This is a genomic window from Butyrivibrio sp. AE2005 (assembly GCF_000686965.1).
GTDB classification, from domain to species: domain Bacteria; phylum Bacillota; class Clostridia; order Lachnospirales; family Lachnospiraceae; genus Butyrivibrio; species Butyrivibrio hungatei_A.
Window position 1 is genome coordinate 183427 of the sequence record NZ_JMMD01000003.1, and the last position, 22351, is coordinate 205777.

The window sequence follows — 22351 nt, forward strand, 5'->3', positions numbered from 1 at the left end:
ATGATTATTTTTTATTTTCTTGAGGGATGCTTGTTTCTATATTTTGTAAGTATATTCTTTTCAGTCATTGTGACTGTTTTGGACTTTTTGGGCCCTAAGATAATTCAATATACTGTTGATTATTGTATTGCGGACACTGCCTTGGAAAAGGGCAGTGTTCCGTTATTAATGGAAACACTGGTCGAAAAGGTCGGAGGAAGAGAGTTTCTGCGTGAACATCTTATATATGTCGCGGCTGTGGTTGCGGCTATAGCGGTTGCCGCAGCAATCTGCAGGTATCTGATGAAACTCATAAACTCCTACGCTGCGGAGAAATTCGTTCGCAGAATGAGAGACAAGCTTTTTGAACATATTATGGAGCTGCCTTTTTCATGGCACAGCGAGAATCACACAGGTGATATCATTCAGCGCTGCACTTCTGATGTGGACACGGTAAAGATGTTTATTTCGGAGCAGCTTCATTCTCTGGTAAGGATAATAATCAGGATAGTGGTCGCGGTTTATTTCATGCTAGGCATAAATAAGACCATGACACTTATTTCTGCGACGTTTATTCCTGTCATAGTTTTGTATTCATGCTATTTTCACAACAAAATAAGAGCAGGTTTCGAGAAGGCTGACGCCGAAGAGGGAAGGCTTTCGGCTACCGCACAGGAGAATCTTACGGGTGTCAGAGTCGTAAGGGCTTTTGGGAGAGAGAAGTACGAAAGAGACCGCTTTGAAAAAAGAAATCATGATTACACCAATCTCTGGATAAAGCTTATAAATATTTTGGCGGCATTCTGGGCTTCAAATGACCTTATTTCCGGACTTCAGGTCATGATGATCACGATTTTCGGCGCAGTATTCTGTGTAAGAAGCTATATTACTGTCGGCGAATATATTGCTTTTGTCGCTTATAATGCGATGCTTACCTGGCCCGTAAGGGCTCTGGGAAGGATAATTTCCGAGATGAGTAAGGCGAGAGTTGCCATAGACCGTATCGGTTACATCATAAACTCTGAAGCTGAGAAAGACAGCGAAAATGCGACTGAGCCCGATATGCGCGGAGATATCAGATTCGAGAATGTTTCATACAGATATGAGAACGGTTCGGATGAAGTTGTAAATAACGTAAGTTTTACAATAAAGGCAGGAACAACAGTCGGAATTCTGGGCGGAACCGGCTCGGGAAAATCAACTCTTATGTATCTTTTGGACAGGCTTTACAAGCTGCCTGAAGAAAACGGAAGTATTTATATAGGAGATATGAATATAGCCGATATCAAAGCGAAGTATTTAAGGAAGAACATAGGACTTGTGCTTCAGGAACCTTTTCTTTTCTCCGGAACTCTTTCCGAAAACATTGGAATAACCAAGAAGGATCCGGATATGAAGGAGATAAGGGAAGCTGCTAGGATAGCGGCGCTTGATGATACGATTCTTTCTTTTAACAAGGGATATGACACCTATGTGGGAGAGCGTGGCGTCACCCTTTCCGGTGGCCAGAAACAGAGAACGGCGATAGCACAGATGCTTCTGTCAAAGCCTCCGATCATGGTGTTTGACGATTCGCTGTCAGCGGTTGATACGGAGACTGACATCAAGATAAGAAAAGCGCTGTCCGAAAACTCAGGGGATTCCACGGTTATAATCATTTCTCACAGAATAACGACACTTATGCACGCCGATAAGATAATCGTGCTTGATAAAGGCAATCTTGTTCAGATGGGAGATCATGACAGCCTTATCAGGCAGGATGGAATGTACAAAAAAATCTACGAAATACAGACGCAGGGAATATGAACGAAGAAAAAAACGTAAAGCTGCCATTTTTTGGCATACCAAAACTATATCCGTACATTAAGCCTTATCTCAAAAAGATTTTGCTCATGATCTTTTTGGGTGTGATAAGTTCGCTTTTTGACTCAGTATATCCGATATTTAACAGATATGCGCTGGATAATTTTGTGGTAAAAAACACTTTGAAGGGACTTCCCTTTTTTATAATTCTTTATGTGGTCGTGCTGATTGTTCAGGTTGTCGATAATTTCGTTACCTGCGCACTGTGCGGACAGGTGGAGATGTGTATGGACAGGGACCTTAGAAATGCCTCTTTTAACCATCTTCAGGAGCTGTCGTTTGACTACTTTAACAGGAATAATGTCGGATATATACATGCGCGTGTCATGAGTGATACGGGTAAGATAGGCGTTATGGTGGCATGGAGAATGATGGATGTCATCTGGAACGGCTCTTATATCCTGTGGGTTTTTGTGATGATGACCATATTAAATCCAAGGCTTGCGGCTTATGTGCTCGTAATGGTGCCGATCGCTGCGGTGATTGCAATTTATTTCCAGAAGAGACTTCTTGTTCTTAACAGAAAGATCAGGGAAATAAATTCGACCATAACCGGTAATTTCAACGAGGGGATCACAGGTGCGAAGGCGATAAAGTCACTTGTCGTTGAAGGTAAGATTACAGACGATTTTGAAAAAGATACCGAGAAAATGAGAAGGGAATCGGTTCATTCCACGCATTATTCGGCTCTTTTTTCATCACTTATAACGATGCTTTCCACACTTTCGCTTGCGCTTATTCTCTGGAAGGGTGGAAAACTGTCAACCGAAGGATTTATGCAGATCGGAACGCTGACTGTGTTTATCTCATATGCACTTGGTCTTCTTGAGCCTGTGCAGAATGTCATTGTCACAATATCTGAGATGATCGCGGTACAGGTAAATGTGGAGAGACTTTTTAAACTCTTGGAGACGGAATCCGATGTTTCCGATTCGAAAGAAGTAATAGAGAAGTACGGTGATACTTTTAATCCCAAGAAAGAAAACTGGGAACCTCTGGTAGGAGATATTGAGTTTAAGGATGTGTCTTTCAGATATCCTGACGGAGATGAATATGTTCTTGAGAATTTTAATCTAAAGGTGCCGAAGGGAACAAATGTGGCGATAGTCGGCGAGACAGGTGCGGGTAAGTCTACGCTTGTCAATCTTGTCTGCAGATTTTTTAAACCCACCAAAGGTCAGATTCTTATTGACGGACGTGACGCTGCGGAGAGGTCGCTTCTGTGGCTTCACAGTAATCTGGGATATGTGCTTCAGACTCCGCATCTGTTTTCGGGTTCTGTCAGAGACAATCTCAGGTATGGTAAGGCAGATGCGACGGATGAAGAGATTATGGAGGCGTTAAGGCTTGTATCTGCCGAGGATATAATCAAAAAGATGGAGAAGGGCCTTGACAGTGACGTCGGCGAGGACGGAGGCATGTTGTCAACGGGAGAGAAGCAGCTGCTTTCTTTTGCGAGGGCTATACTTGCAGATCCCAAGATACTTATATTGGATGAGGCAACGTCTTCGATAGATACTGTTACGGAGAGGGCTATACAGGACGCTATAGTCACTGTTACCAAGGGCAGAACCTCTTTTGTTATAGCACATAGGCTGTCAACTATCGTAGATGCTGATATAATATTGGTAGTAAGAGACGGTAAGATTACTGAAAGAGGAAAACACAAGGAATTGATGGCGCTGAAGGGGTATTATTACGATCTCTTTACAAGACAGTTTGATGAACGGAGTTTTAGTCTTATATGATGGATATTGCGGTATTTGCCGATATACACGGCAATCATTCTGCGTTGCAGGCTTGCATTGATTATACGATGGAGAGAGGAATAACGAATTTCATACTCTTGGGGGATTATGTGTCGGATTGCCCGTATCCTCAGAAGACAATGGAACTTATTTATGTTCTCAAGCAGTACTTTAATACCTGCATAATCCGCGGAAACAGAGAAGAGTACCTTCTTAACTACAAGAAAAGAGGCGGAGAAGGCTGGAAAGCCGGATCTTCGAGCGGAAGTCTTCTTTATACTTATAATAATCTTACGGAGAAAGATTTTGATTTTTTTGCTTCGCTTCAGAATCAGGGAATATATGAGATGCCGGGAATGCCGAAATTTCAGTATTGTCATGGTTCGCCCGAGAATACCAGTGAGGTGCTTATCAGAGAAAAGAGAAATACGAAGAGGATACTTGCGCATATGAACACGTCGCTCCTTCTTCACGGGCATGTGCATATTCAGGATGCATATGTTTACAGAGGGAAAAAAACGGTAGGACCCGGATCTATAGGTATTCCGTGGTTCCATGGAGGAAAGACGCAGTTCTGCATTCTTCACGGAAACGGGAAGACATGGGAAGAAGAGCTTATTCAGCTTGAATATAACAGGAAAGAAATTTTAAAGGAATTTAAGGAGTCGGGCCTTTGCAATATTGCACCTGCCTGGGCCGCACTTGCGATGCACACGATAAGGACGGGAGTAGATCTTACTGAAACAGTTATGCTCCGCGCCATGCGATTGTGCGAGCAGGAGCGCGGAGCAGTTAAATGGCCGGATATTCCGGAAAAGTACTGGGCTATAGCTCTTAAAGAGAACTATATCGATCTTGCGGGAAAAGAGATTCCGCATAAAACAAATTAAGTTGTTGTATCAATTGATACAGATGTGTCGGCGGCAGTAGTTTTACTGCCGTCTTTTTCATATTGTTTAAGCTGGTTATCAAGCCAGTTTGATTTGAATTTCTCGTATTTGTCTGTAGTAACTTTGCTTGTGTCTTTGGTATTTGATGTAGAAGTTACTTTCTTTGAATCTGTAGCCTTGTCGGGATCTGAAACAGAAACGTTTGCAGTGCTTCCTGTTTCGCGATATGCATCAAGTGCTGCCTGATTGCCGACTTTTTTCACATATGATTTCATAAGCGACCTGTAAGAGCCGTTTTTTATGCTTGAATAATCCGAAATAAGATTGCTCATATCGGACATGTAATTGTATGAGCCCGATAGACTGTTAAATATATTTGTGCTCATAACATTGCCCTCCTTGTACATGCGATACATCTGTAAACTCAAAACATCCATGTTTTGAAAACGACATTTTCTTAACAGTATTATGTAATATAAGTGCCGTGGATGCAATTTATTTATTATTAAAAGAGTATGAAATAATTATGGCAGGTTTTAAGAGGGCTAATTATTGCTATAAGAGGGCGCACATGGTAAGATGTTAATAGGAAGTTTATATAATTAATTTCCTAATAACGTAGCAGAAGAAACAGCAAAAGACAAAAGGGATATTTTTTTATTAATGACAAGAGAAGAGAGAACACAGCATGCACATGCCATAAGTGACAGGTATGTGCCAAGGATAAGTCCGGATGAAACAGAAACCATGAAGGAGATTAAAAAGCTCCCAATCCAGGATATTATTACGATTCATTCAAATGCGTGTTATGCAGTCGAAAAGGGATTATTTGTAGGTATAAGCAAGGATACCTTAAAGAAGAAGGATGCGCACGCAGTCAGATTTGTTAAGGCAATAGACGTACTTAAGAAGATCATAATAGAAAGGCTTAAGTCAGCGGAATGTCTTTGGACGGTTACAGACAGGATAACTCATTCGCCGTTTATCGATGACGGAAACAGGGTCTGGGTTTTTACGGAAAGAGAGTATGCCGATGAATGTGTCGGTTACTTTATGAAACAGTTCAGAACAACATTTGAAGTAACTGAAATACCTCACAGCGATCTGTTCAGATTCTTTGGTATCTCGGCTTATATGCGCGGAGTAGAGGTTTTTCAGGTAGATATCCTGGCATATTCTGCGATATCTATTAAGAGCGAAGAAATAATCCCGGCGCCGGATTTTAGCAAGACGCCTGCAATAAACCGTCCTGTGATGAATCCGGATTTTTTCCGCTCGGTGGCAAAGTTCCAGGAAGAACGCCTTTACAGTGCCGATTATGACGGGAAAAAAGAAATGCTTAAGAAGCTTGAAGAAGATATAGTCAAAACATTTCGAAGTGCTTCGTTTCTGGTGCCTGTCAAAGGGATGGACCAGATTGCCAAAAGAATTGATGCAAAGGGTTCGGTGAAAAAGGGGACAAAGATTTCCATTCCCTGCCTTTCCAAAGGAAGCGGAAAGAATGAAACTAACGCAACTCCGGTATTTACCGACTGGGATGAATTTAATAAGGTTTATTCCCAGGAAGAGTGGGGCGGCTGGATCTGGAAAGCATCGGATCTTATGGGCGCGCCTGAAGATATGATTGTTGTTAATTCGGGATCGCTTGGCTTTGAGATGTCCAAGGGCATGATCAGAAAAATGCTCGGACGAAAGAAACTTATGTAAATATTTTAGGTATATAAAACCTCCTGTCATTAGAAGTTGGCAGGAGGTATTATTATGAGCTTTTTTGATGTTTTGACATTCAATTTTGGGAATGCTTTGTATCCGGACTTTCATCTTCGGTATCATTCGTAAGAAGCGTGTTTTTCATATATGAATAGTTGATGAGCCTTTCGGCATACTGCTCCGCGATATTATATGCAAAAGATATCTTTCGGATATTTGAATCAATATCGTGCATTGTTATGTTGATCTTGGCTGCCATCATGCGTACGTAGCTTTTGTTGGCGGGATCAAGCTCCATTTTTTCGAACTTTGCCAGGAGTTCATTGATCTCTTTTCTGCAGCTCTCAAGTTCTTTTTTATGCGATGTAAGTTCATCATTGATGAATATTATTTTAGTTTCCATAGCATTTTCCAATCTTAGAGACGAAGTTTCTCTACATTTTTGTAAAATATATGTTAATAAAATGATTATAAATAATTTTTCCGAATGATGCAAGAGTTTGTGCCATAAAAGTGGATTATAAGGCTGAAATATTTGCAAATAAAGGAGAATGCCTGATATGGGGTGGCTGAGATTGATAATATTTTACAGTTATGTTAAAATTAACATATATAAAACAGGGCAAACATATAGCAATGTATGGGCGCAAAGTCGTAAATCTTTTATATTTATATAAAGAGATGGTTTGACTGCAAAATAGCGGGGTGATCTGCTGTTTGTGCGGTCTTTTTTGTTAGTTGGGGTTTTTGAAAGGGAGTTGGTTGTATGAAAAAAAGAATTTTGACATGTTTAATGGCAACAGTGCTGATGTTCGCACTTTCCGGATGTGATGAGCTACCTGAAATAGAGGGACTGCCCGAAATCGAGGGATTACCGGATATAGAGGAAGTATCCGATATAGGTGAATTTGTTGAGTCTTTTATCAATGATGAAAAGGATATTGACATAGAAGGATTATTTAGTGAAAGCAGCTCGGAAGAATCATCCGATGGAGCTTCGGGAGAAGAAGCGGCTACGGAAGCAACTTCCGAGGAACCTGAGCTTCCTGCCGGTTCTTTTGAATACAACGGAAAAGTTGCTTCAATAAATGATGATATTGAAACGATACTGAGTGTTATCAGTACGGAAGATAATCAGACGGGCGATAATTCCGGAAATATCTATTATATTGATACCGATAGAATGATTCTTTTCACTGAAGAGGTCGATGGGGTTAAAAAGCCTGCACAGCTTACGGTTCATGATGAGAACTTAAAGACTTCCAAAGGCATTTCCGTCGGAAGTACGGAAGAAGAATTAAGAGCCGCTTACGGAGAGCCTTCAAGTGAAGCTGATGAGGGAAGCCATATCATGAATTATGATTTCAAGGACTGCGGAATCACGTTTGCAGTGGATGATAAGATTGTTGCGATTACGTATTTTAAGCCATAAAAAAGTATATGATGCAAAAGAGAGAAAAAAAGAGAATATGAAAGAAAAAACGCGAATATAATAAATATGGTATTATATTCGCGTTTGCACATATAAAGCGAAGTCACTAATATATGTTCTTAGAGGTTAGCACTCAACTTAAAAGAGTGCTAACAATTAAAAAGATTATTCAAACCATCATATAAAGGAGGCATTTGTAATGAAATTACAACCACTTGCAGACAGAGTTGTATTAAAGCAGCTTGAAGCAGAAGAGACAACAAAATCAGGAATCGTACTTCCCGGAGCAGAGAAGGAGAAGCCTCAGCAGGCAGAAGTTATCGCTGTCGGACCCGGTGGAGTAGTTGACGGTAAAGAAGTTACTATGCAGGTTAAGAAGGGTGACAATGTTATCTATTCAAAATATGCCGGAACAGAAGTAAAGCTTGATGATGTAACATACATTATTGTTAAGCAGAACGATATACTTGCTATCATTAAATAATCAAACACATTCGGAGGATAAATAAATGGCAAAGACAATTAAGTACGGCGCAGACGCCCGCACAGCTATGGTGGAAGGCGTTAATAAGCTTGCAGATACAGTCAGAGTTACAATCGGACCTAAGGGTAGAAACGTAGTTCTTGATAAATCATACGGTGCACCTACAATCACAAACGACGGTGTTACAATTGCAAAAGAGATCGAGCTTGAAGATGCTTATGAGAACATGGGCGCTCAGCTTGTAAAAGAAGTTGCTACAAAGACAAACGATGTAGCAGGTGACGGAACAACAACAGCTACAGTTCTTGCACAGGCAATGATCAATGAAGGTGTTAAGAACCTTGCTGCAGGTGCTAACCCCATCGTACTCAGAAAGGGCATGAAGAAGGCTACAGAGTGCGCTGTTGAAGCAATCGGAAAGATGGCTACAAAGGTTAAGGGCAAGGATCAGATTATGAGAGTTGCCGCTGTTTCATCTGGAGATGATGAAGTAGGACAGATGATCGCTGACGCTATGGAGAAGGTTTCAAACGACGGCGTTATCACAATCGAAGAGTCAAAGACAATGCAGACTGAGCTTGACCTTGTAGAAGGAATGCAGTTTGACAGAGGATATATTTCAGCATACATGGCTACAGATATGGATAAGATGGAAGCAAATCTTGAAGATCCTTATGTTCTTATCACAGATAAGAAGATTTCAAACATTCAGGATATCCTCCCTCTTCTTGAGCAGATCGTTAAGACAGGATCTAAGCTCCTTATCATTGCCGAGGATGTAGACGGTGAGGCTCTTACAACACTTATCGTTAACAAGCTTCGCGGAACATTCAATGTAGTAGCGGTTAAGGCTCCCGGATACGGTGACAGAAGAAAAGCTATGCTTGAGGATATCGCAATCCTTACAGGTGGTAAGGTTATTTCTTCAGACCTTGGCCTTGAGCTTAAGGATACAACACTTGATGACCTCGGAAGAGCTAAGAGCATCAAGGTAGAAAAAGAGAAGACAACAATCGTTGACGGTCTTGGAGAGAAAGATGAGATCGCAGCAAGAGTTGCTCAGATCAAGAAGCAGATTGAAGATACAACATCAGATTTCGATAAAGAAAAGCTTCAGGAGAGACTTGCTAAGCTTGCAGGCGGTGTAGCCGTTATCAGAGTAGGTGCTGCAACAGAGACTGAAATGAAAGAAGCTAAGTACAGAATGGAAGACGCTCTCAACGCTACAAGAGCTGCTGTAGAAGAAGGTATCATCTTCGGTGGTGGATCGGCTTATATCCACGCATCTAAGGAAGTTGAGAAGCTTGCAGCAAGCCTTGAGGGAGATGAGAAGACAGGTGCTAACGTAGTTCTTAAGGCACTTGAGGCTCCTCTTTTCCACATCGCTAACAACGCAGGTCTTGACGGATCTGTTATCGTTAACAAGGTTAAAGAGAGCAAAGTCGGCGTAGGCTTCAATGCATACTCAGAAGAGTACGTAGACATGGTTAAGGACGGAATCATCGATCCTGCCAAGGTTACAAGAAGCGCTATCCAGAACGCTACATCCGTTGCATCAAGCTTCCTTACAACAGAAGCAGCCGTAGCAACAATCAAAGAACCCGCTCCCGCAATGCCCGCTGGGGGACCCGGTATGGGGATGATGTAAGCGATAACGAGCAAAACTCGCCAAGCACATAATCAATCGCCACGTAGTGGTCAAAATAAAAAAGAGAACTGCCCTCAAGCTTGCTTGAAAGGGCAGTTCTCTTTTTTATTTTGAAAAGCTCCGAAGGAGCGTGATTGATTATGCGCTTGGCAGAGCTTTGCGACAACGGACGACAAGAGAAAAAGCACCACATCGTACTGATTATTTATAAGCAATGTACGATGTGGTGCTTTTTTCTTGTATGGGCGCTCGCACTATGCCATCATCGCATAGCCGCTCGCAATTCCCCAACTCACACTCTTTTAATAATAAATCTCTTCATACTCCTCAACCGGTGTCTCATACGAATACTCTATATATTCCGCATTATCTGCATAATAATCATTAGATTCACTATAATCTACATCCTCACTATTCTCCGCAGAATAATCTTCAGTATCATCTTCAGTATCATCACTATCATCCAGACCATAATTTATGTCGTCTTCAGATGCATGCTTGGGATATGTACTTGTAACTTCTTTTCCCTCTTCGGCAGCCTTTAGATCTGCCTTAAACTGATCCCACTTTTCCGGATTTTTTACATAATACATCGGACACTCTTTTCCGGTAACTTCGTAATGCCTTATAACATGGTCCGTACTGAGATTAAATGTTGCTCTGAGCCAGTTTACGAGCTTTATCAGAGACTGGTAAGACTCATCTGTAAATTCGCCTGTGACATCCGGGTGGCATACCTCAATAGAAATGGTGTCTTTGTTTCTGTCATTACTTGAAGCGGACTTTTCAGTGAGAGGAACGCACATTATTATCTCGCCATCCATTCCTACAACAAAATGTGAGCATACATCTGAATCCTGCTGGTTGTAGAAATCTCTGTTCTGCTGTGCGGTAGTCCTTGGGTTACCGACATAATGGATTACAATGTCATTTATACCTTCAAGAATCACACCACTTCTTGATGGGTTGCCTTGATCTATAAGTTGAACATCTATCCAAGATGGAATTTTTGTCTCTGCAGCAATCTCAACGTTACTTTTTTTGGATAAAATCAGGAATGCTTGTGCTCCGAGTGATATCAGTATGATTAATTCTATAAAAAGAAAAATTACATTTTTTTTGAGTTTGTTTTTCCTTTTTGGAGCAGTTTTTTTTGTTTGGTTCCGTTGCCTTATATTTTTACTTTCGTTAAAATTTATTATGCGATTGTTCGGCATGAATTGTGCCGGTTGTGCTGCCATGTGTCTGTTCATATCTTTATACTTTCTTTTGCTGTAATAGATTGAATAAATATGTTAAGGGGGGGTTATTGTTTAGTAATAGTGTATTAACACTCCTAGTACACTTATACCATGTTTTAGAAATAGTGTCAATGATTATCATTAAGAAAAATAATATACGAAATAAAACACGTCTTGACACCGCCCAAAACTCGTAGTACTATACCCAAGGTCATATCAGTAATGACCCGACAGTTCGTTTGCACCATCCTGTCGTTAAACAAAACCAGGGCTGATTGGAAATAACATGTATTATCATGCATTCTGATAGCTCTGCGTACATTCGCAGAGCTTTTTCTGTTTTTGTTTCTGATTTTCCCTGCGCAATTATTTGATACAAACTTTTATTATTAAAGAAAGGTCATAGAAAATGAATTTATTATTGGGCATATTGGAACTTATCGTATGTTTTTCGGGAGTCCTTGTAATGGACAAGCTTTTTGGAAAGTGGGGGCTCTATACATGGATGGCACTTGCAGTTGTTTTTGCAAATATTCAGGTTTCCAAGCAGGTTGATATCGGCGGTATCTCAACGGCTCTTGGAAATGTCATGTTTGCTTCGACATACCTTACGACAGATATTCTCAATGAGAAGTACAGTGACAAAGCAAGCAAGAATGCTGTGAAGATTGCGGCGGCAGCGCTCATTGCCTATATTATCTTTGCAATATTCACACAGCTTTTTGTTCCGAATTCATATGATACGGTAGATGGTGCTATGAAGAGCATCTTTGCTATGTCTGTGAGAATTACGACAGCATCCGGAGTAATGTTCGTGTTATCAAACTGGGTGGACGTTATTCTTTATCAGAAGATTAAGCAGAAGACAGGTGGAAAATATATGTGGTTCAGAAATAACATCTCTACCATCCTTTGCAACTGCGCTGAGAACTTTGGATTTTCAATACTTGCATTTATCGGAACATTTCCGCTTTTATATTGTCTCGAAGTTGCTCTTGCGGGATCTGTTATAGAGATGCTTATCGCGGCCTGCGATACACCGTTTTTGTACCTTGCGGGATATCTTAACCGCAAAAGCGGAATTCTTTTGGAAAAAGATGATGACGAGCAGGAGGCAGTTGCATGATCTACGATCTTGTACGCTATCAGCTTGTAGATGAAAACACGAGCTCTATGAAAAGAGAAAATGTATTATTGGTATCTCTTGGCTGTTCTTGGGGGAAATGTACTTTTTGCGATTATCAGGATGATAAATCTTCGTCAGTCCTTGCATGTGATTCGGTAAATAAAAAAGTACTCGCTCAGGTAAAAGGAGCGGAAGTGGGGGCATCGGTCCTTGAAGTTACATGTTCGGCGTCATATACAGAGCTTCCGTTTACTACGATCAACTACATCAGGGAAACTTGCAGGGATAAGGGAATTAAGACAGTTATCCTTGAAGGACATTATATTTATAGAGATGCAAATCGCTTTTTCACCGAGTTTTTTAAGCAGTATGGTATTAATACGGTTTTTCGCTGCGGCGTTGAAACCTTCGATGAGCATATCAGAGAAGATATTCTGCATAAAGGACTTCCGGGCGTTACACCTGAGCAGATAGCACAGCATTTTCAATGGATCAATATTATGTTCGGGATGGAAGGTCAGACTATCGAACAGCTCAAAAAAGATATTGAGATAGGACTGAAGTATTTTGACCGAGTTAATCTAAGTATATATACAACGGTAAAGAACGGGCCTGAGCGTGATGTTGACACGATAGAAAGATTCTATAACAGCGATTTCTACAAAGAACTTAAAATGAATCCTGCAATTGATATCTACGATGAATGGGATGAAGGGAACGAGCACAAAGTGGGGCATGATATATAGATGATAGAGCCGCTCTATCAACAAACGGAGATAACTCATATGAGCTGTCTCCGTTTGTTTTTTTTATATGTGGAAGAGAATGAGTATACAATATTTACGAGAAAATAGATGAAATCTTGTTTAAAAAAAGGAATATTCTGAATTTATAAAAAATTTACTGTTAATTATAGTTAAACTATAAGATAATAAAAACATACCGAAAGAATGATATGCTGTTATTAAATGACAGCAAGAAATATCTGTATAAGAGGATAGCTTTGAAAGGAGACAGTATATGGAAGGTATGGACACTCAGGATATTCTGAGCGAACAGGATTTGTCTAATGCAAATATTGACGATCTCTTGGCTGCCATGAAGGCAGAAGAGTCATCGGCAGGATTTTTGCGCGAAGATGTGGGAACTGCAACGGATGTGGGGAATGCCGCTGCAATTGATGATGCTCCAATTGATGTACTTAATGCGATAGCGGATGCTGCGCCCGGTTCTCAGGATATTCTTGATACTGATGCAGCGATTGCTGAGGCACTCGAGGGTATTGCTGCAGATGTGCAGGCGGAGGAAAAACCTGTTGAGACGTTGGGAGAAGGTGAATCTATTGATATTGAACCGATAGAAGAGTTGTTGGATACAGAGGAAACTGCTGAGGAAGTTACAGATGAAGCTGTAGATGAGGTTAAGGAAGCAGAACCGGCTGTTGATGTCGATGCAATGCTTGCTGCAATGGCGGAAGCCGAGACAGCAACTGATGTTGATGCGATGCTTGCTTCGATGGCGCAGGCAGATGCTTCCGGTAACGCAGAGTCTGAAGAGGTGAACCTTTCAGAGGAAGAGGCGGCGATTATGGATAATTTAGAGGCTTTGGCGGCAGAGATACCTGAAGTTGATAACGCTGCAGAAGTGCCGATTACCGAGACTGCAGATACCGGTATTACAGAGGCACCCATAACTGAGATTACAGAGAATATGTCGGCTGAGATTCCTATTACGGAAGCAACGGAACCTATGCCTGAGTTTTCGGAGGTAATCTTGGATGAGCCTGTTATAGAAGATAAATTAGAAACTCAGGAAATTCCTGATATAGAAGAAGCTATACCTGAAGCACCTGCTGCTGAAGATGCGTTTCTTGGAGAAGTTGTTGCAAAAGAGGCGGCGAATGTCGAGAGTGGTTTGCCCGATCCCGCTGAAATGGATGCTCTTATGGACGCAATGAAGGAGCCGGAGAGTGATCAAACTATTACTGAAGATATTGGAGGAGACATGTCAGCTGACGAGATGAATAATTTGGACGAAGTTTTGAATGCGGAGGTGGATGCTCTTACAGAGGCAGTTGTAGAGGAAGCAGCAACTTCTGCTTCTGATATGACTATGGCAGATGCCGTATCGGGAGATGCAAACCAGATTGAGAGCTTCCTTGAAAGCAACGGCTATGAATATACTGCCGTTAAAAACGGTGCAGAGACTATCTTTATTCTTAAGACAAGTGAGAACAATGCGCTGGCGATCACCTATGCTGATGGGGAATTCCAATCACTTGAACCCGGATTTAGCAAGGAAGATCAGCGTGGCTACGGAGATATCCTTACCGCATATGTAGAAGAAACGATCACATCAGGCGGTCAGTTTGAGATTAAGAGACATAAAGGCAGTACACTTGTATAAGAACTCAAGAAATCACACATGATATTTTCAGAGACCTTGGCGAACATGTCGGGGTCTCTTTTTAGTTTGACAGGAACTTGACTGTTTATTGTAAAAATGCTATCTTCTTGACTTAATACGTAGAGTTGCTTCGAGGAAGGATTGACATCATGGGATTATTTACACAATACAAGGGACTTAAAAGAGAAAATTACATTTTGTTTATAGGAAGGATAGCAACGAATCTTGGCGCGATGATCTGGCCGATTCTTACTATGATCCTAAACAAGAAGCTTGGAATGAATGCCACTGATACTGCGATGTTTTCAATAATCAGCGGATTGTTCTTTCTTCCGGCAAATATATGGGGCGGACATCTTGCAGACAAATTTAACAAGAAAAAACTAATAATATTTTGCGATATTATATCTATTATCCTTTATATCACAAGTGGTTTTTTACCGCTTTCCCTCTTTGCGATATGTGTAATAATGGCGGGATCATTTTTCCAGACACTTGAGCATCCTGCTTATAGTGCGCTTGTTGCTGATATAACACCCAAGGATAAAAGAGAAAAAGCCTTTTCGCTGCTGTACCTCGGAAAAAATATCGGACTGATACTTGCACCGACTATCGCAGGATTTTTGTTTAACAACCATTTGCAATTGTGCTTTATCATAAATGGACTTGCAATATCAATTTCTACCGTTCTGATTGGGCTTTTTGTGAAAGATAAAGGTTTTGCCGGCAGAGAAGCCAAATCGAACGCTATGGTAAAGAAAGCGAGCAATGAGACTATATGGAGTGCCATTAAAAGCAGCACTGCGCTTATTTTCTTTATTATAGCCATGTGTTTTCAAGAAGGGGCATATTCTCAGTTTGGATATCTAATGCCACTTGATATTTCCAAAGCATATCCGGAAACCGGTGCGGCGATATATGGTTCGGTTGCAAGTTTGAACTGCATAATAGTAGTTCTTTTTACTCCATTCATGACCATGCTGCTGGAAAAAGTATCTCTTGCAAAAAAATATATGATAGGAACAGTATTTCAGGTGCTCAGCTTTGCTTCGTTCCTTCTGTCATTTGGTCTGATCGGGGGATATTATATATCAATAATTCTCTTTACATTGGGAGAAATCCTGACGGCCACGGCTGTAGGCGCGTATCTGGCAGGAAAAGTATCTGCCGATCTGAGAGGAAGATTGTATGGTATTACAGACTTTGTTTCAGCGTTTATAACCGGTATTGTTAAGTATTATAGCGGATATCTGTTTGATAATTGCGGACTTAAATATGCGTGGACATTTTCAATAATTATGGCAGCATTTGCTGTGGTTGCGGCGATTGCTGCGGTAAAAGCCGATAAAAAAGAGATTGTCGATTGTTATGACGAGTCTCGAATGGCAAGTTGATTAAATCGTCGAAATCCATCTGGTCATATCAAAAAAACATAATCTGACTATTTCTATATAATCAGATTTACTGTAAAGTTTCATATAAATATTTGATATGGGAGGGATGTTTCCATGACAGAGAAAAAAGCAAATACAAAAATACGACTTATGACCCTCGCCGGAGCAATGACTGCGTTAACCGTCATATTTACGGCATATATTTTTCATATACCTGTTGGTGCGAACGGAGGATATGTGCACTTTGGTGATTCGGTCATATATCTTTCTGCGGTACTTTTGCCTGCGCCATATGCAATGATTGTAGGTGCACTCGGGGGAGGAATCGCCGATCTTTTGACAGCACCTATGTGGGCTGTTGCCACGGTGATAATAAAGATGCTTATCGTATTACCTTTTACAAGTAAAAGCGATGCGCTTCTTACGAAAAGAAATATTATAGCTCCAATAATTTCATTCTTTATCTCGGCGACCGGATATTATATTGCGGAAAAGATTCTGTTTGGAAGCGAAGTTGCACTATTGTCTGCTTTGTCGGGCAGCCTTGTACAGTCCGGCGGAAGCGCGATCTTTTTCTACATAGGAGCGGCAGCGTTCCAGAGCGCGGGAATAAAGAGAAATATTTTAAAATTTACATCATAAGGAGCAGAGAAATGGCAGATATCTTATATACATACAAAAACTCGGTTTATGCGAATATTACCAATAAATGTAATTGCAGTTGCACTTTTTGCATCAGATCACTAAAGAACGGACTTGGAAGTGCCGATAATCTATGGCATGAGAAAAATCCAACCAAAGAAGAAGTATTAGATGCGATACGTAATTATGATTTTTCCGGATATGATGAGCTTGTGTTCTGCGGATACGGCGAACCAACCTGTGCACTGGATACGCTTATTGAGGCGGCAGGGCTTGTGAAAAAAGAATTCGGATTAAAGACACGTCTTAATACCAATGGGCTTGGCAATGAGGAAAACGGCAGAAATATTGTACCTGAGCTTTCAAAGGTGATCGACAGCGTTTCTGTCAGCCTTAATGCACCTGATGCGGCAAAGTATCAGGAAGTGTCGAGACCCAAATATGAAAACGGTTTTGATAAGATGGTTGATTTTGCAGTGAAATGCAAAGAACAGATAAAAGATGTCAAATGGTCGATTGTTGATGTCCTTCCTGAACAGGATATCGAGAAATGTAAGGAATTATCTGAAAAAACCGGAATTGAACTTAGAATAAGACATTTTTCTTAAATAAGAAAAACTTGTGAAGCGCTACACCACGGGGATTGAAATGGTTTATTTTTTCTCTTGACTTTAGACTAAATTAATCATAAAATCCTTGCTGGATGTAGTGTTTTTTAGTTAATTATTCGGTAATGAGTAAGTTTATTATTGATTAAACGACTTTTCACAATCTTCACAATTTAGGTCGCATTATATGCTATAATATGACTCATGTATCAGATTGTGTGCGATACTAAGCAGCAAATGATGACACTTAATATTATGTTTTACGTTAAGCGGAGGAATTAGCCAAGTATGAAAATGTCAATTAATTCAATGTTACTGATCTCAACGCTATCAGTTGCCGTATGGGGATGTGCCGCAGCAGATACCGTAGTTGGGGTTGACCCGGCCAATGTTAAAATGGTCACTGCAAATGTAAATGCGAATGCAATACAGATTGCAGGAAGTGCGGATTCAGAAGATCCATCAAAGTTTGATTTTTTCAAGGATCACTCATTTGAAATCAAAGAAGAGATTAAGGATGCTATAGCTGATGCGACATCAATGCAGAATGAGATTGACAGAGTAGAGAAGATCGCTAAAAAGTACTCAGAATTTTCTTCAATGGCTGTTACAGAAGAAGAGAAGGATGTTGCTGCAGGACTTGTTCGTACTGTATGGGATTGCGAGTTAAATACACTTTGTACAAGAGTTGCCGGCATATCGGATGTCGCTAAGAGAGAAAAACTTCTTGAAGACCAGAAAAACTGGAATGCAGTTAAAGAAGATGTAATGAAGAAAAGTATCGGCGACAGCAAAAATGGCGAAGCCGTAGATCCTAAACTTGCAAGCAAATTCATGGAGGATACCACTCATAACAGATGCGTGGCTCTTGCATATGAAATTGCCCAGTCAAGAGAAGAGAAGTTTAAATTCCCTGACAGATCGGCATACGGAATATTTGTCGATACTCAGGATTCAGATACTCTCAGCAGTATACTTATAACACGAAAAGGTGCTGATAACACTAATGAGGCTGTAATTTCAATTCATCAGATGGCTCTTTTGGAAGGAACCTTTAAAGATAAAGGTAACGGAGAGCTTGAGTTTACCGGAAACAGAAACAATATTAAAGGAATCATTAAGCTGAACGGCTGGAAAGATGCGACATTAGAGATTACACAGAGCAATGATAAGATTTACAATGCGGGGCTCAATTACACATTTAATTTTGCATTTTGACACAGATATACAGAATAATAGAATAGTAGCTTAAATACTTTATTTCCTGCGAAATTTTACTTTCATAATGGGAAGATATATAGTATCATAATTTTGCTGCACAATTAGAATTGATTGGGGAGTAGTGCGTACGCTTTACACTGTACGCACCGCTCTTTTTTGATAGAGAACTTGTGCAACACCATTTCTCGATGGTAGGAGGAACGGCAGTTGGACCTTAGTAGACAAAAGAAAGCGCCTGTTTATGACGCTCTTGAAAAATTTCGCAAGCAAAGGGTTGTACCTTTTGATGTACCTGGGCATAAGAGGGGACGAGGGAACTCTGAACTGGTACGTTTTTTGGGTGACAGATGTGTTGGGATAGATGTTAATTCCATGAAACCTCTGGATAATCTCTGTCATCCGGTTTCTGTTATCAAGGAAGCTGAGGAGCTTATGGCGGATGCATTTGGCGCCGCGCATGCATTTATGATGGTAAATGGCACGACGAGTGCTGTTCAGGCGATGGTTCTTTCTCATGTAAAAAAAGGTGAAAAGATCATCATGCCCAGAAATGTGCATAAGAGTGCGATAAATGCACTTATCTTATGTGGGGCTGTACCTGTATATATTGATCCGAAGGTTGATACCAAGCTTGGAATTCCGCTTGGTATGGAGATTGCAGATGTAAAGAAGGCAGTGAAGGAAAATCCCGATGCCAAGGCTATTCTGATAAACAATCCTTCGTATTACGGAATTTGTTCAGATCTTAAAGCAATTGTCGATCTTGCACATGAAAACGGAATGAAAGCTCTGGTTGATGAGGCACATGGAACTCATTTGTATTTTGGACCCGGGCTTCCTTTAAATGCTATGGCTGCCGGTGCGGATATGGCAGCTATCAGTATGCATAAGTCCGGTGGAAGTCTTACGCAGAGTTCGATACTTCTTTGCGGATCGGATGCGAATATCGGCTATATCAGCCGTATTGTAAATCTGACCCAGACTACAAGTGCAAGTTATCTTCTTTTGGGAAGTCTTGATATTTCCAGAAGAAATCTTGCTCTCAACGGACATGACAGTTTTGAAAAAGTAACTAAGATGGCGCAGTACGCCAGAGAAGAGATAAATGATATAGGCGGATATTACGCTTATGGCAATGAGCTTATAAACGGAGGAAGTATCTTTGACTTTGATGAGACCAAGCTTGTTGTAAATACGAGAAGCATCGGTCTTACGGGAATAGAGGTATACGATCTTCTCAGAGATGAATATGACATTCAGATGGAGTTTGGAGACTTGTCGAATGTCATGGCATATATTTCTATAGGAGACAGACTTCAGGATATAGAGAGACTTGCGGGAGCGCTTGCGGATATCAGAAGACTTTATTCTAAGCCTGAGCAGAGCTTTTTCTCGGCAGAGTATGTTACACCTATCGTCAAGGCTACGCCTCAGGAAGCTTTTTATGCGGAAAAAGAGCAGCTTCCTATCGAAGAGTGTGTAGGAAGGATAAGTGCCGAATCTGTAATGTGTTATCCTCCGGGAATACCGATTCTTTCTCCGGGCGAAGTAATAACAGGGGATATCCTTTCGTATATTAAGACGGCTATGGAGAAGGGATGTGCGATGCAGGGACCTGAGAGCGAAGATATTTCGGAGCTTTTTGTATTAAAATAAATAGGAGATCGATAATGGCAGAGATGGATTATTGGTTCAGTGATATGCATACCGGAAATGTTAAGATCAGTATCAGGATCAGCAAGCAGCTTTTTTCCGGCAGCAGCGAATTTCAGAGAATAGATGTTTTTGATTCGCCTGAGTTTGGCAAATTCCTTACTTCGGACGGTAATATTATCTTTTCCGAGAAGGACGAGTTTACTTATGATGAGATGATCGTACATGTTCCTATGGCCGTTCATCCCAAGGTTCAGAGAGTTCTCGTTCTCGGTGGCGGTGACGGCGGTGTTGCCAGAGAGCTTACTCATTATGAGGAGATCAAGGTAATCGACGTAGTTGAGCCGGACAATATGTTTGTGGATGTCTGCAAGCAGTATTTCCCCGACAATGCGGTAGGTCTTGAGGATGACAGAGTACATATCTATTATCAGGACGGTCTTAAGTACCTCCGCAAATGTGATGATATGTACGATCTTATAATAAATGACGCGACAGAACCTTTGGGACATGAAGCGGGTCTTTTTACCAAAGAGTTCTACGGAAGCTGCTATAAAGCGCTTCATGACGATGGAATAATGGTATATCAGCATGGAAGCCCGTTCTATGATGAGGATGAAGAGAGTTGCAGGGCAATGCACAGGAAGGCGTACAGAGTGTTCCCGGTAAACAGGGTTTATCAGGCGCATATTCCCACATGTCCCGCCGGATACTGGCTTTTTGGCTTCGCCAGCAAGAAGTACCATCCGCTCAAGGATTTTAATCCCGACAGATGGGATGAAAGAGGAATAAAGACGTGGTATTACACTACACATTTACATAAAGGAGCGTTTATGCTCCCCAAGTATGTAGAAGATTTGCTTCAGGAAGAGGAGGACATGTCAAGATAACATGGCCATAAGTAATCGGCCAATTACAAGCTTGCTTGCAAGTGGGCGAATTACTTCATGATCCGTGTTATCTTATAGAAAGGAGATAATATGAGTAGATTATTAGTTATAGGTTGCGGTGGCGTCGCACAGGTTGCGATACAGAAATGCTGTCAGAACAGCAAGACATTTACTGAGCTTTGTATTGCGAGCCGCACAGTTTCTAAGTGTGATGCATTAAAGGAAAAGATAGAAAAGAGCGGTAGCAGTGTCAAGATTACTACAAAGTCTGTAAATGCAGATGATGTAAACGAGCTTATCGCACTTATTAAGGAGTATCAGCCTGACGCTGTTCTTAACGTTGCTCTTCCTTATCAGGATCTTGTGATCATGGACGCATGCCTTGAGTGCAAGGTTGACTATATCGATACAGCAAACTATGAGCCTGAAGATACAGACGATCCGAAGTGGCGTGAGATTTATGAGAAGCGCTGCAAGGAGAAGGGATTTACAGCATACTTTGATTACAGCTGGCAGTGGGCATATATGAATAAGTTCAAGGAGGCAGGAATAACAGGCCTTCTCGGAACAGGATTTGATCCCGGCGTAACAAGCGTATTTACCGCATATGCAAAAAAGCATTATTTTGACGAGATTCATTATATCGATATCCTTGATTGCAACGGCGGAGACCATGGTTATGCTTTTGCAACAAACTTTAATCCTGAGATCAATCTCCGTGAAGTAAGCGCAAACGGAAGCTACTGGGAGGATGGCCACTGGGTTGAGACAAAGCCTATGGAGATCAAGAGAGTATATGAGTTCCCTGAAGTTGGACAGAAAGATATGTATCTTCTTCACCATGAAGAGATCGAAGCTCTCGGAAAGAACTTCCCTGAAGTTAAGAGAATCCGCTTCTTTATGACATTTGGACAGAGTTATCTTGACCATATGCGTTGCCTTGAAGATGTCGGAATGCTTTCAACGACTCCTATCAAGTTTGAGGGAAGAGATATTGTGCCTATCCAGTTCCTTAAGGCACTTCTTCCGGATCCCGCAAGCCTTGGTCCCAGAACTGTAGGAAAGACAAATATCGGATGTATTTTCCGCGGAATCAAAGATGGAAAAGAAAAGACTGTATATATCTACAATGTATGCGATCATCAGGAGTGCTACAAAGAACTCGGAAGCCAGGCTATCAGCTACACAACAGGTGTGCCTGCAATGATCGGAACAGCCCTTGTTGTAAACGGTCAGTGGAAAAAGCCGGGCGTATATACAACAGATGAGTTCGATCCCGATCCATATATGGAGATGCTTAATGAATACGGACTTCCTTGGGTGGTTGACGAGAATCCGATTTTGGTTGATTGAGATTGTTTTAAGCGATTATAATATAGGCAAAGCTTCACTTTTTATTTTAGAAGTGGAGCTTTG

General features: G+C 41.1%; 20 protein-coding genes and 1 riboswitch. Of the genes, 17 read left to right on the plus strand and 3 right to left on the minus strand.

All coding sequences use genetic code 11. The annotated features are described in order from the left end of the window. Genes DL92_RS18175 through DL92_RS18180 form a run of 3 tightly spaced genes read left to right on the plus strand, consistent with a single transcriptional unit; the run spans position 1 to position 4480 of the window. Complete coding sequence (locus tag DL92_RS18175; RefSeq protein ID WP_034468420.1) at positions 1 to 1785, plus strand: ABC transporter ATP-binding protein; 1785 nt, start codon at positions 1 to 3, stop codon at positions 1783 to 1785. Further along, a complete protein-coding gene (locus DL92_RS0104350) occupies positions 1782 to 3590 on the plus strand; it encodes an ABC transporter ATP-binding protein (RefSeq protein ID WP_026667003.1) in 1809 nt (602 codons plus the stop codon). The genes DL92_RS18175 and DL92_RS0104350 overlap by 4 nt, the downstream gene beginning before the upstream one ends. Continuing rightward, the gene (locus tag DL92_RS18180; RefSeq protein ID WP_051199192.1) at positions 3587 to 4480 is read left to right on the plus strand and encodes a metallophosphoesterase family protein; all 894 of its coding nucleotides are present in this window, start codon (positions 3587 to 3589) and stop codon (positions 4478 to 4480) included. Before DL92_RS0104350 ends, DL92_RS18180 begins: the two co-directional genes overlap by 4 nt. Here the strand turns inward: DL92_RS18180 and DL92_RS0104360 are convergent. After that, complete coding sequence (locus DL92_RS0104360) at positions 4477 to 4866, minus strand: hypothetical protein (protein WP_026667004.1); 390 nt, start codon at positions 4864 to 4866, stop codon at positions 4477 to 4479. The genes DL92_RS18180 and DL92_RS0104360 overlap by 4 nt on opposite strands. A 277-nt stretch (positions 4867 to 5143) precedes the next feature. On the opposite strand from DL92_RS0104360, the gene DL92_RS0104365 reads away from it, so the two are divergent. Next, the gene (locus DL92_RS0104365) at positions 5144 to 6187 is read left to right on the plus strand and encodes an SseB family protein (RefSeq protein WP_026667005.1); all 1044 of its coding nucleotides are present in this window, start codon (positions 5144 to 5146) and stop codon (positions 6185 to 6187) included. A 79-nt stretch (positions 6188 to 6266) separates the two neighbouring features. Here the strand turns inward: DL92_RS0104365 and DL92_RS0104370 are convergent, their stop codons facing one another. Beyond that, positions 6267 to 6593: a hypothetical protein gene (locus DL92_RS0104370; RefSeq protein ID WP_026667006.1), complete on the minus strand. Its 327-nt coding sequence runs from the start codon at positions 6591 to 6593 to the stop codon at positions 6267 to 6269. Between the two features lie 208 nt (positions 6594 to 6801). Continuing rightward, a riboswitch (cyclic di-GMP riboswitch) is annotated at positions 6802 to 6888 on the plus strand. A 68-nt stretch (positions 6889 to 6956) separates the two neighbouring features. Between DL92_RS0104370 and DL92_RS0104375 the strand changes: the two genes are divergently transcribed. From DL92_RS0104375 to groL, 3 genes are all read left to right on the plus strand, one after another. Next, positions 6957 to 7622 carry a hypothetical protein gene (locus DL92_RS0104375; protein ID WP_026667007.1) on the plus strand — a complete coding sequence of 222 codons (666 nt, stop codon included), beginning with the start codon at positions 6957 to 6959 and terminating at the stop codon, positions 7620 to 7622. Positions 7623 to 7821: 199 nt separating this feature from the next. Next, entirely contained in the window at positions 7822 to 8106 is a 285-nt protein-coding gene (locus DL92_RS0104380) for a co-chaperone GroES (RefSeq protein ID WP_026654460.1), read from the plus strand. Positions 8107 to 8131: 25 nt separating this feature from the next. Then, positions 8132 to 9754: a chaperonin GroEL gene (gene groL, locus DL92_RS0104385; protein ID WP_026654461.1), complete on the plus strand. Its 1623-nt coding sequence runs from the start codon at positions 8132 to 8134 to the stop codon at positions 9752 to 9754. Between the two features lie 302 nt (positions 9755 to 10056). On the opposite strand, the gene DL92_RS18185 is transcribed toward groL, so the two are convergent. Next, positions 10057 to 10704, minus strand: a complete 648-nt coding sequence (locus DL92_RS18185) for a peptidoglycan recognition protein family protein (protein WP_242827228.1) — start codon at positions 10702 to 10704, stop codon at positions 10057 to 10059. A 700-nt stretch (positions 10705 to 11404) separates the two neighbouring features. Here DL92_RS18185 and DL92_RS0104395 point away from each other — a divergent pair. From DL92_RS0104395 to DL92_RS0104440, 10 genes are all read left to right on the plus strand, one after another. Then, on the plus strand, positions 11405 to 12121 hold the full coding sequence (locus DL92_RS0104395) for a queuosine precursor transporter (RefSeq protein ID WP_081816822.1): 717 nt from the start codon (positions 11405 to 11407) through the stop codon (positions 12119 to 12121). Beyond that, positions 12118 to 12867, plus strand: coding sequence for a radical SAM protein (locus DL92_RS18190; protein WP_051625222.1), 750 nt, complete (start codon positions 12118 to 12120; stop codon positions 12865 to 12867). Before DL92_RS0104395 ends, DL92_RS18190 begins: the two co-directional genes overlap by 4 nt. Positions 12868 to 13141: 274 nt before the next feature. After that, complete coding sequence (locus DL92_RS0104405) at positions 13142 to 14527, plus strand: hypothetical protein (protein WP_026667009.1); 1386 nt, start codon at positions 13142 to 13144, stop codon at positions 14525 to 14527. 149 nt (positions 14528 to 14676) lie between these two features. Next, positions 14677 to 15921, plus strand: a complete 1245-nt coding sequence (locus DL92_RS18195; protein WP_051625223.1) for an MFS transporter — start codon at positions 14677 to 14679, stop codon at positions 15919 to 15921. Between the two features lie 114 nt (positions 15922 to 16035). After that, positions 16036 to 16563 (plus strand): TIGR04002 family protein, encoded by a 528-nt coding sequence (locus DL92_RS18200; protein ID WP_051625224.1) that lies wholly within the window; start codon positions 16036 to 16038, stop codon positions 16561 to 16563. A gap of 11 nt (positions 16564 to 16574) precedes the next feature. Next, complete coding sequence (locus DL92_RS0104420) at positions 16575 to 17171, plus strand: TIGR04100 family radical SAM protein (RefSeq protein ID WP_026654474.1); 597 nt, start codon at positions 16575 to 16577, stop codon at positions 17169 to 17171. A 288-nt stretch (positions 17172 to 17459) separates the two neighbouring features. Continuing rightward, on the plus strand, positions 17460 to 18389 hold the full coding sequence (locus tag DL92_RS0104425; RefSeq protein ID WP_026654475.1) for a hypothetical protein: 930 nt from the start codon (positions 17460 to 17462) through the stop codon (positions 18387 to 18389). 210 nt (positions 18390 to 18599) lie between these two features. After that, complete coding sequence (locus DL92_RS0104430; protein ID WP_026654476.1) at positions 18600 to 20048, plus strand: aminotransferase class I/II-fold pyridoxal phosphate-dependent enzyme; 1449 nt, start codon at positions 18600 to 18602, stop codon at positions 20046 to 20048. Between the two features lie 23 nt (positions 20049 to 20071). Continuing rightward, positions 20072 to 20935, plus strand: coding sequence for a polyamine aminopropyltransferase (speE, locus tag DL92_RS0104435; protein WP_026654477.1), 864 nt, complete (start codon positions 20072 to 20074; stop codon positions 20933 to 20935). A 90-nt stretch (positions 20936 to 21025) separates the two neighbouring features. Further along, the gene (locus DL92_RS0104440) at positions 21026 to 22288 is read left to right on the plus strand and encodes a saccharopine dehydrogenase family protein (protein WP_026667010.1); all 1263 of its coding nucleotides are present in this window, start codon (positions 21026 to 21028) and stop codon (positions 22286 to 22288) included. Positions 22289 to 22351: the final 63 nt, after the last annotated feature.

Excerpts from the sequence above, each read along its gene's own strand:
- DL92_RS18190 (WP_051625222.1), top strand. The coding sequence starts at position 12,118 with ATGATCTACGATCTTGTACGCTATCAGCTTGTAGATGAAAACACGAGC.
- DL92_RS18195 (WP_051625223.1), top strand. The coding sequence starts at position 14,677 with ATGGGATTATTTACACAATACAAGGGACTTAAAAGAGAAAATTACATT.
- DL92_RS0104365 (WP_026667005.1), top strand. The coding sequence starts at position 5,144 with ATGACAAGAGAAGAGAGAACACAGCATGCACATGCCATAAGTGACAGG.
- DL92_RS0104395 (WP_081816822.1), top strand. The coding sequence starts at position 11,405 with ATGAATTTATTATTGGGCATATTGGAACTTATCGTATGTTTTTCGGGA.
- DL92_RS0104425 (WP_026654475.1), top strand. The coding sequence starts at position 17,460 with ATGAAAATGTCAATTAATTCAATGTTACTGATCTCAACGCTATCAGTT.
- DL92_RS0104380 (WP_026654460.1), top strand. The coding sequence starts at position 7,822 with ATGAAATTACAACCACTTGCAGACAGAGTTGTATTAAAGCAGCTTGAA.
- DL92_RS0104350 (WP_026667003.1), top strand. The coding sequence starts at position 1,782 with ATGAACGAAGAAAAAAACGTAAAGCTGCCATTTTTTGGCATACCAAAA.
- DL92_RS0104360 (WP_026667004.1), bottom strand. The coding sequence starts at position 4,866 with ATGAGCACAAATATATTTAACAGTCTATCGGGCTCATACAATTACATG.
- DL92_RS18175 (WP_034468420.1), top strand. The coding sequence starts at position 1 with ATGATTATTTTTTATTTTCTTGAGGGATGCTTGTTTCTATATTTTGTA.
- DL92_RS0104420 (WP_026654474.1), top strand. The coding sequence starts at position 16,575 with ATGGCAGATATCTTATATACATACAAAAACTCGGTTTATGCGAATATT.
- DL92_RS0104375 (WP_026667007.1), top strand. The coding sequence starts at position 6,957 with ATGAAAAAAAGAATTTTGACATGTTTAATGGCAACAGTGCTGATGTTC.
- DL92_RS0104440 (WP_026667010.1), top strand. The coding sequence starts at position 21,026 with ATGAGTAGATTATTAGTTATAGGTTGCGGTGGCGTCGCACAGGTTGCG.
- DL92_RS18200 (WP_051625224.1), top strand. The coding sequence starts at position 16,036 with ATGACAGAGAAAAAAGCAAATACAAAAATACGACTTATGACCCTCGCC.
- DL92_RS0104405 (WP_026667009.1), top strand. The coding sequence starts at position 13,142 with ATGGAAGGTATGGACACTCAGGATATTCTGAGCGAACAGGATTTGTCT.
- speE (WP_026654477.1), top strand. The coding sequence starts at position 20,072 with ATGGATTATTGGTTCAGTGATATGCATACCGGAAATGTTAAGATCAGT.
- DL92_RS18180 (WP_051199192.1), top strand. The coding sequence starts at position 3,587 with ATGATGGATATTGCGGTATTTGCCGATATACACGGCAATCATTCTGCG.
- groL (WP_026654461.1), top strand. The coding sequence starts at position 8,132 with ATGGCAAAGACAATTAAGTACGGCGCAGACGCCCGCACAGCTATGGTG.
- DL92_RS0104370 (WP_026667006.1), bottom strand. The coding sequence starts at position 6,593 with ATGGAAACTAAAATAATATTCATCAATGATGAACTTACATCGCATAAA.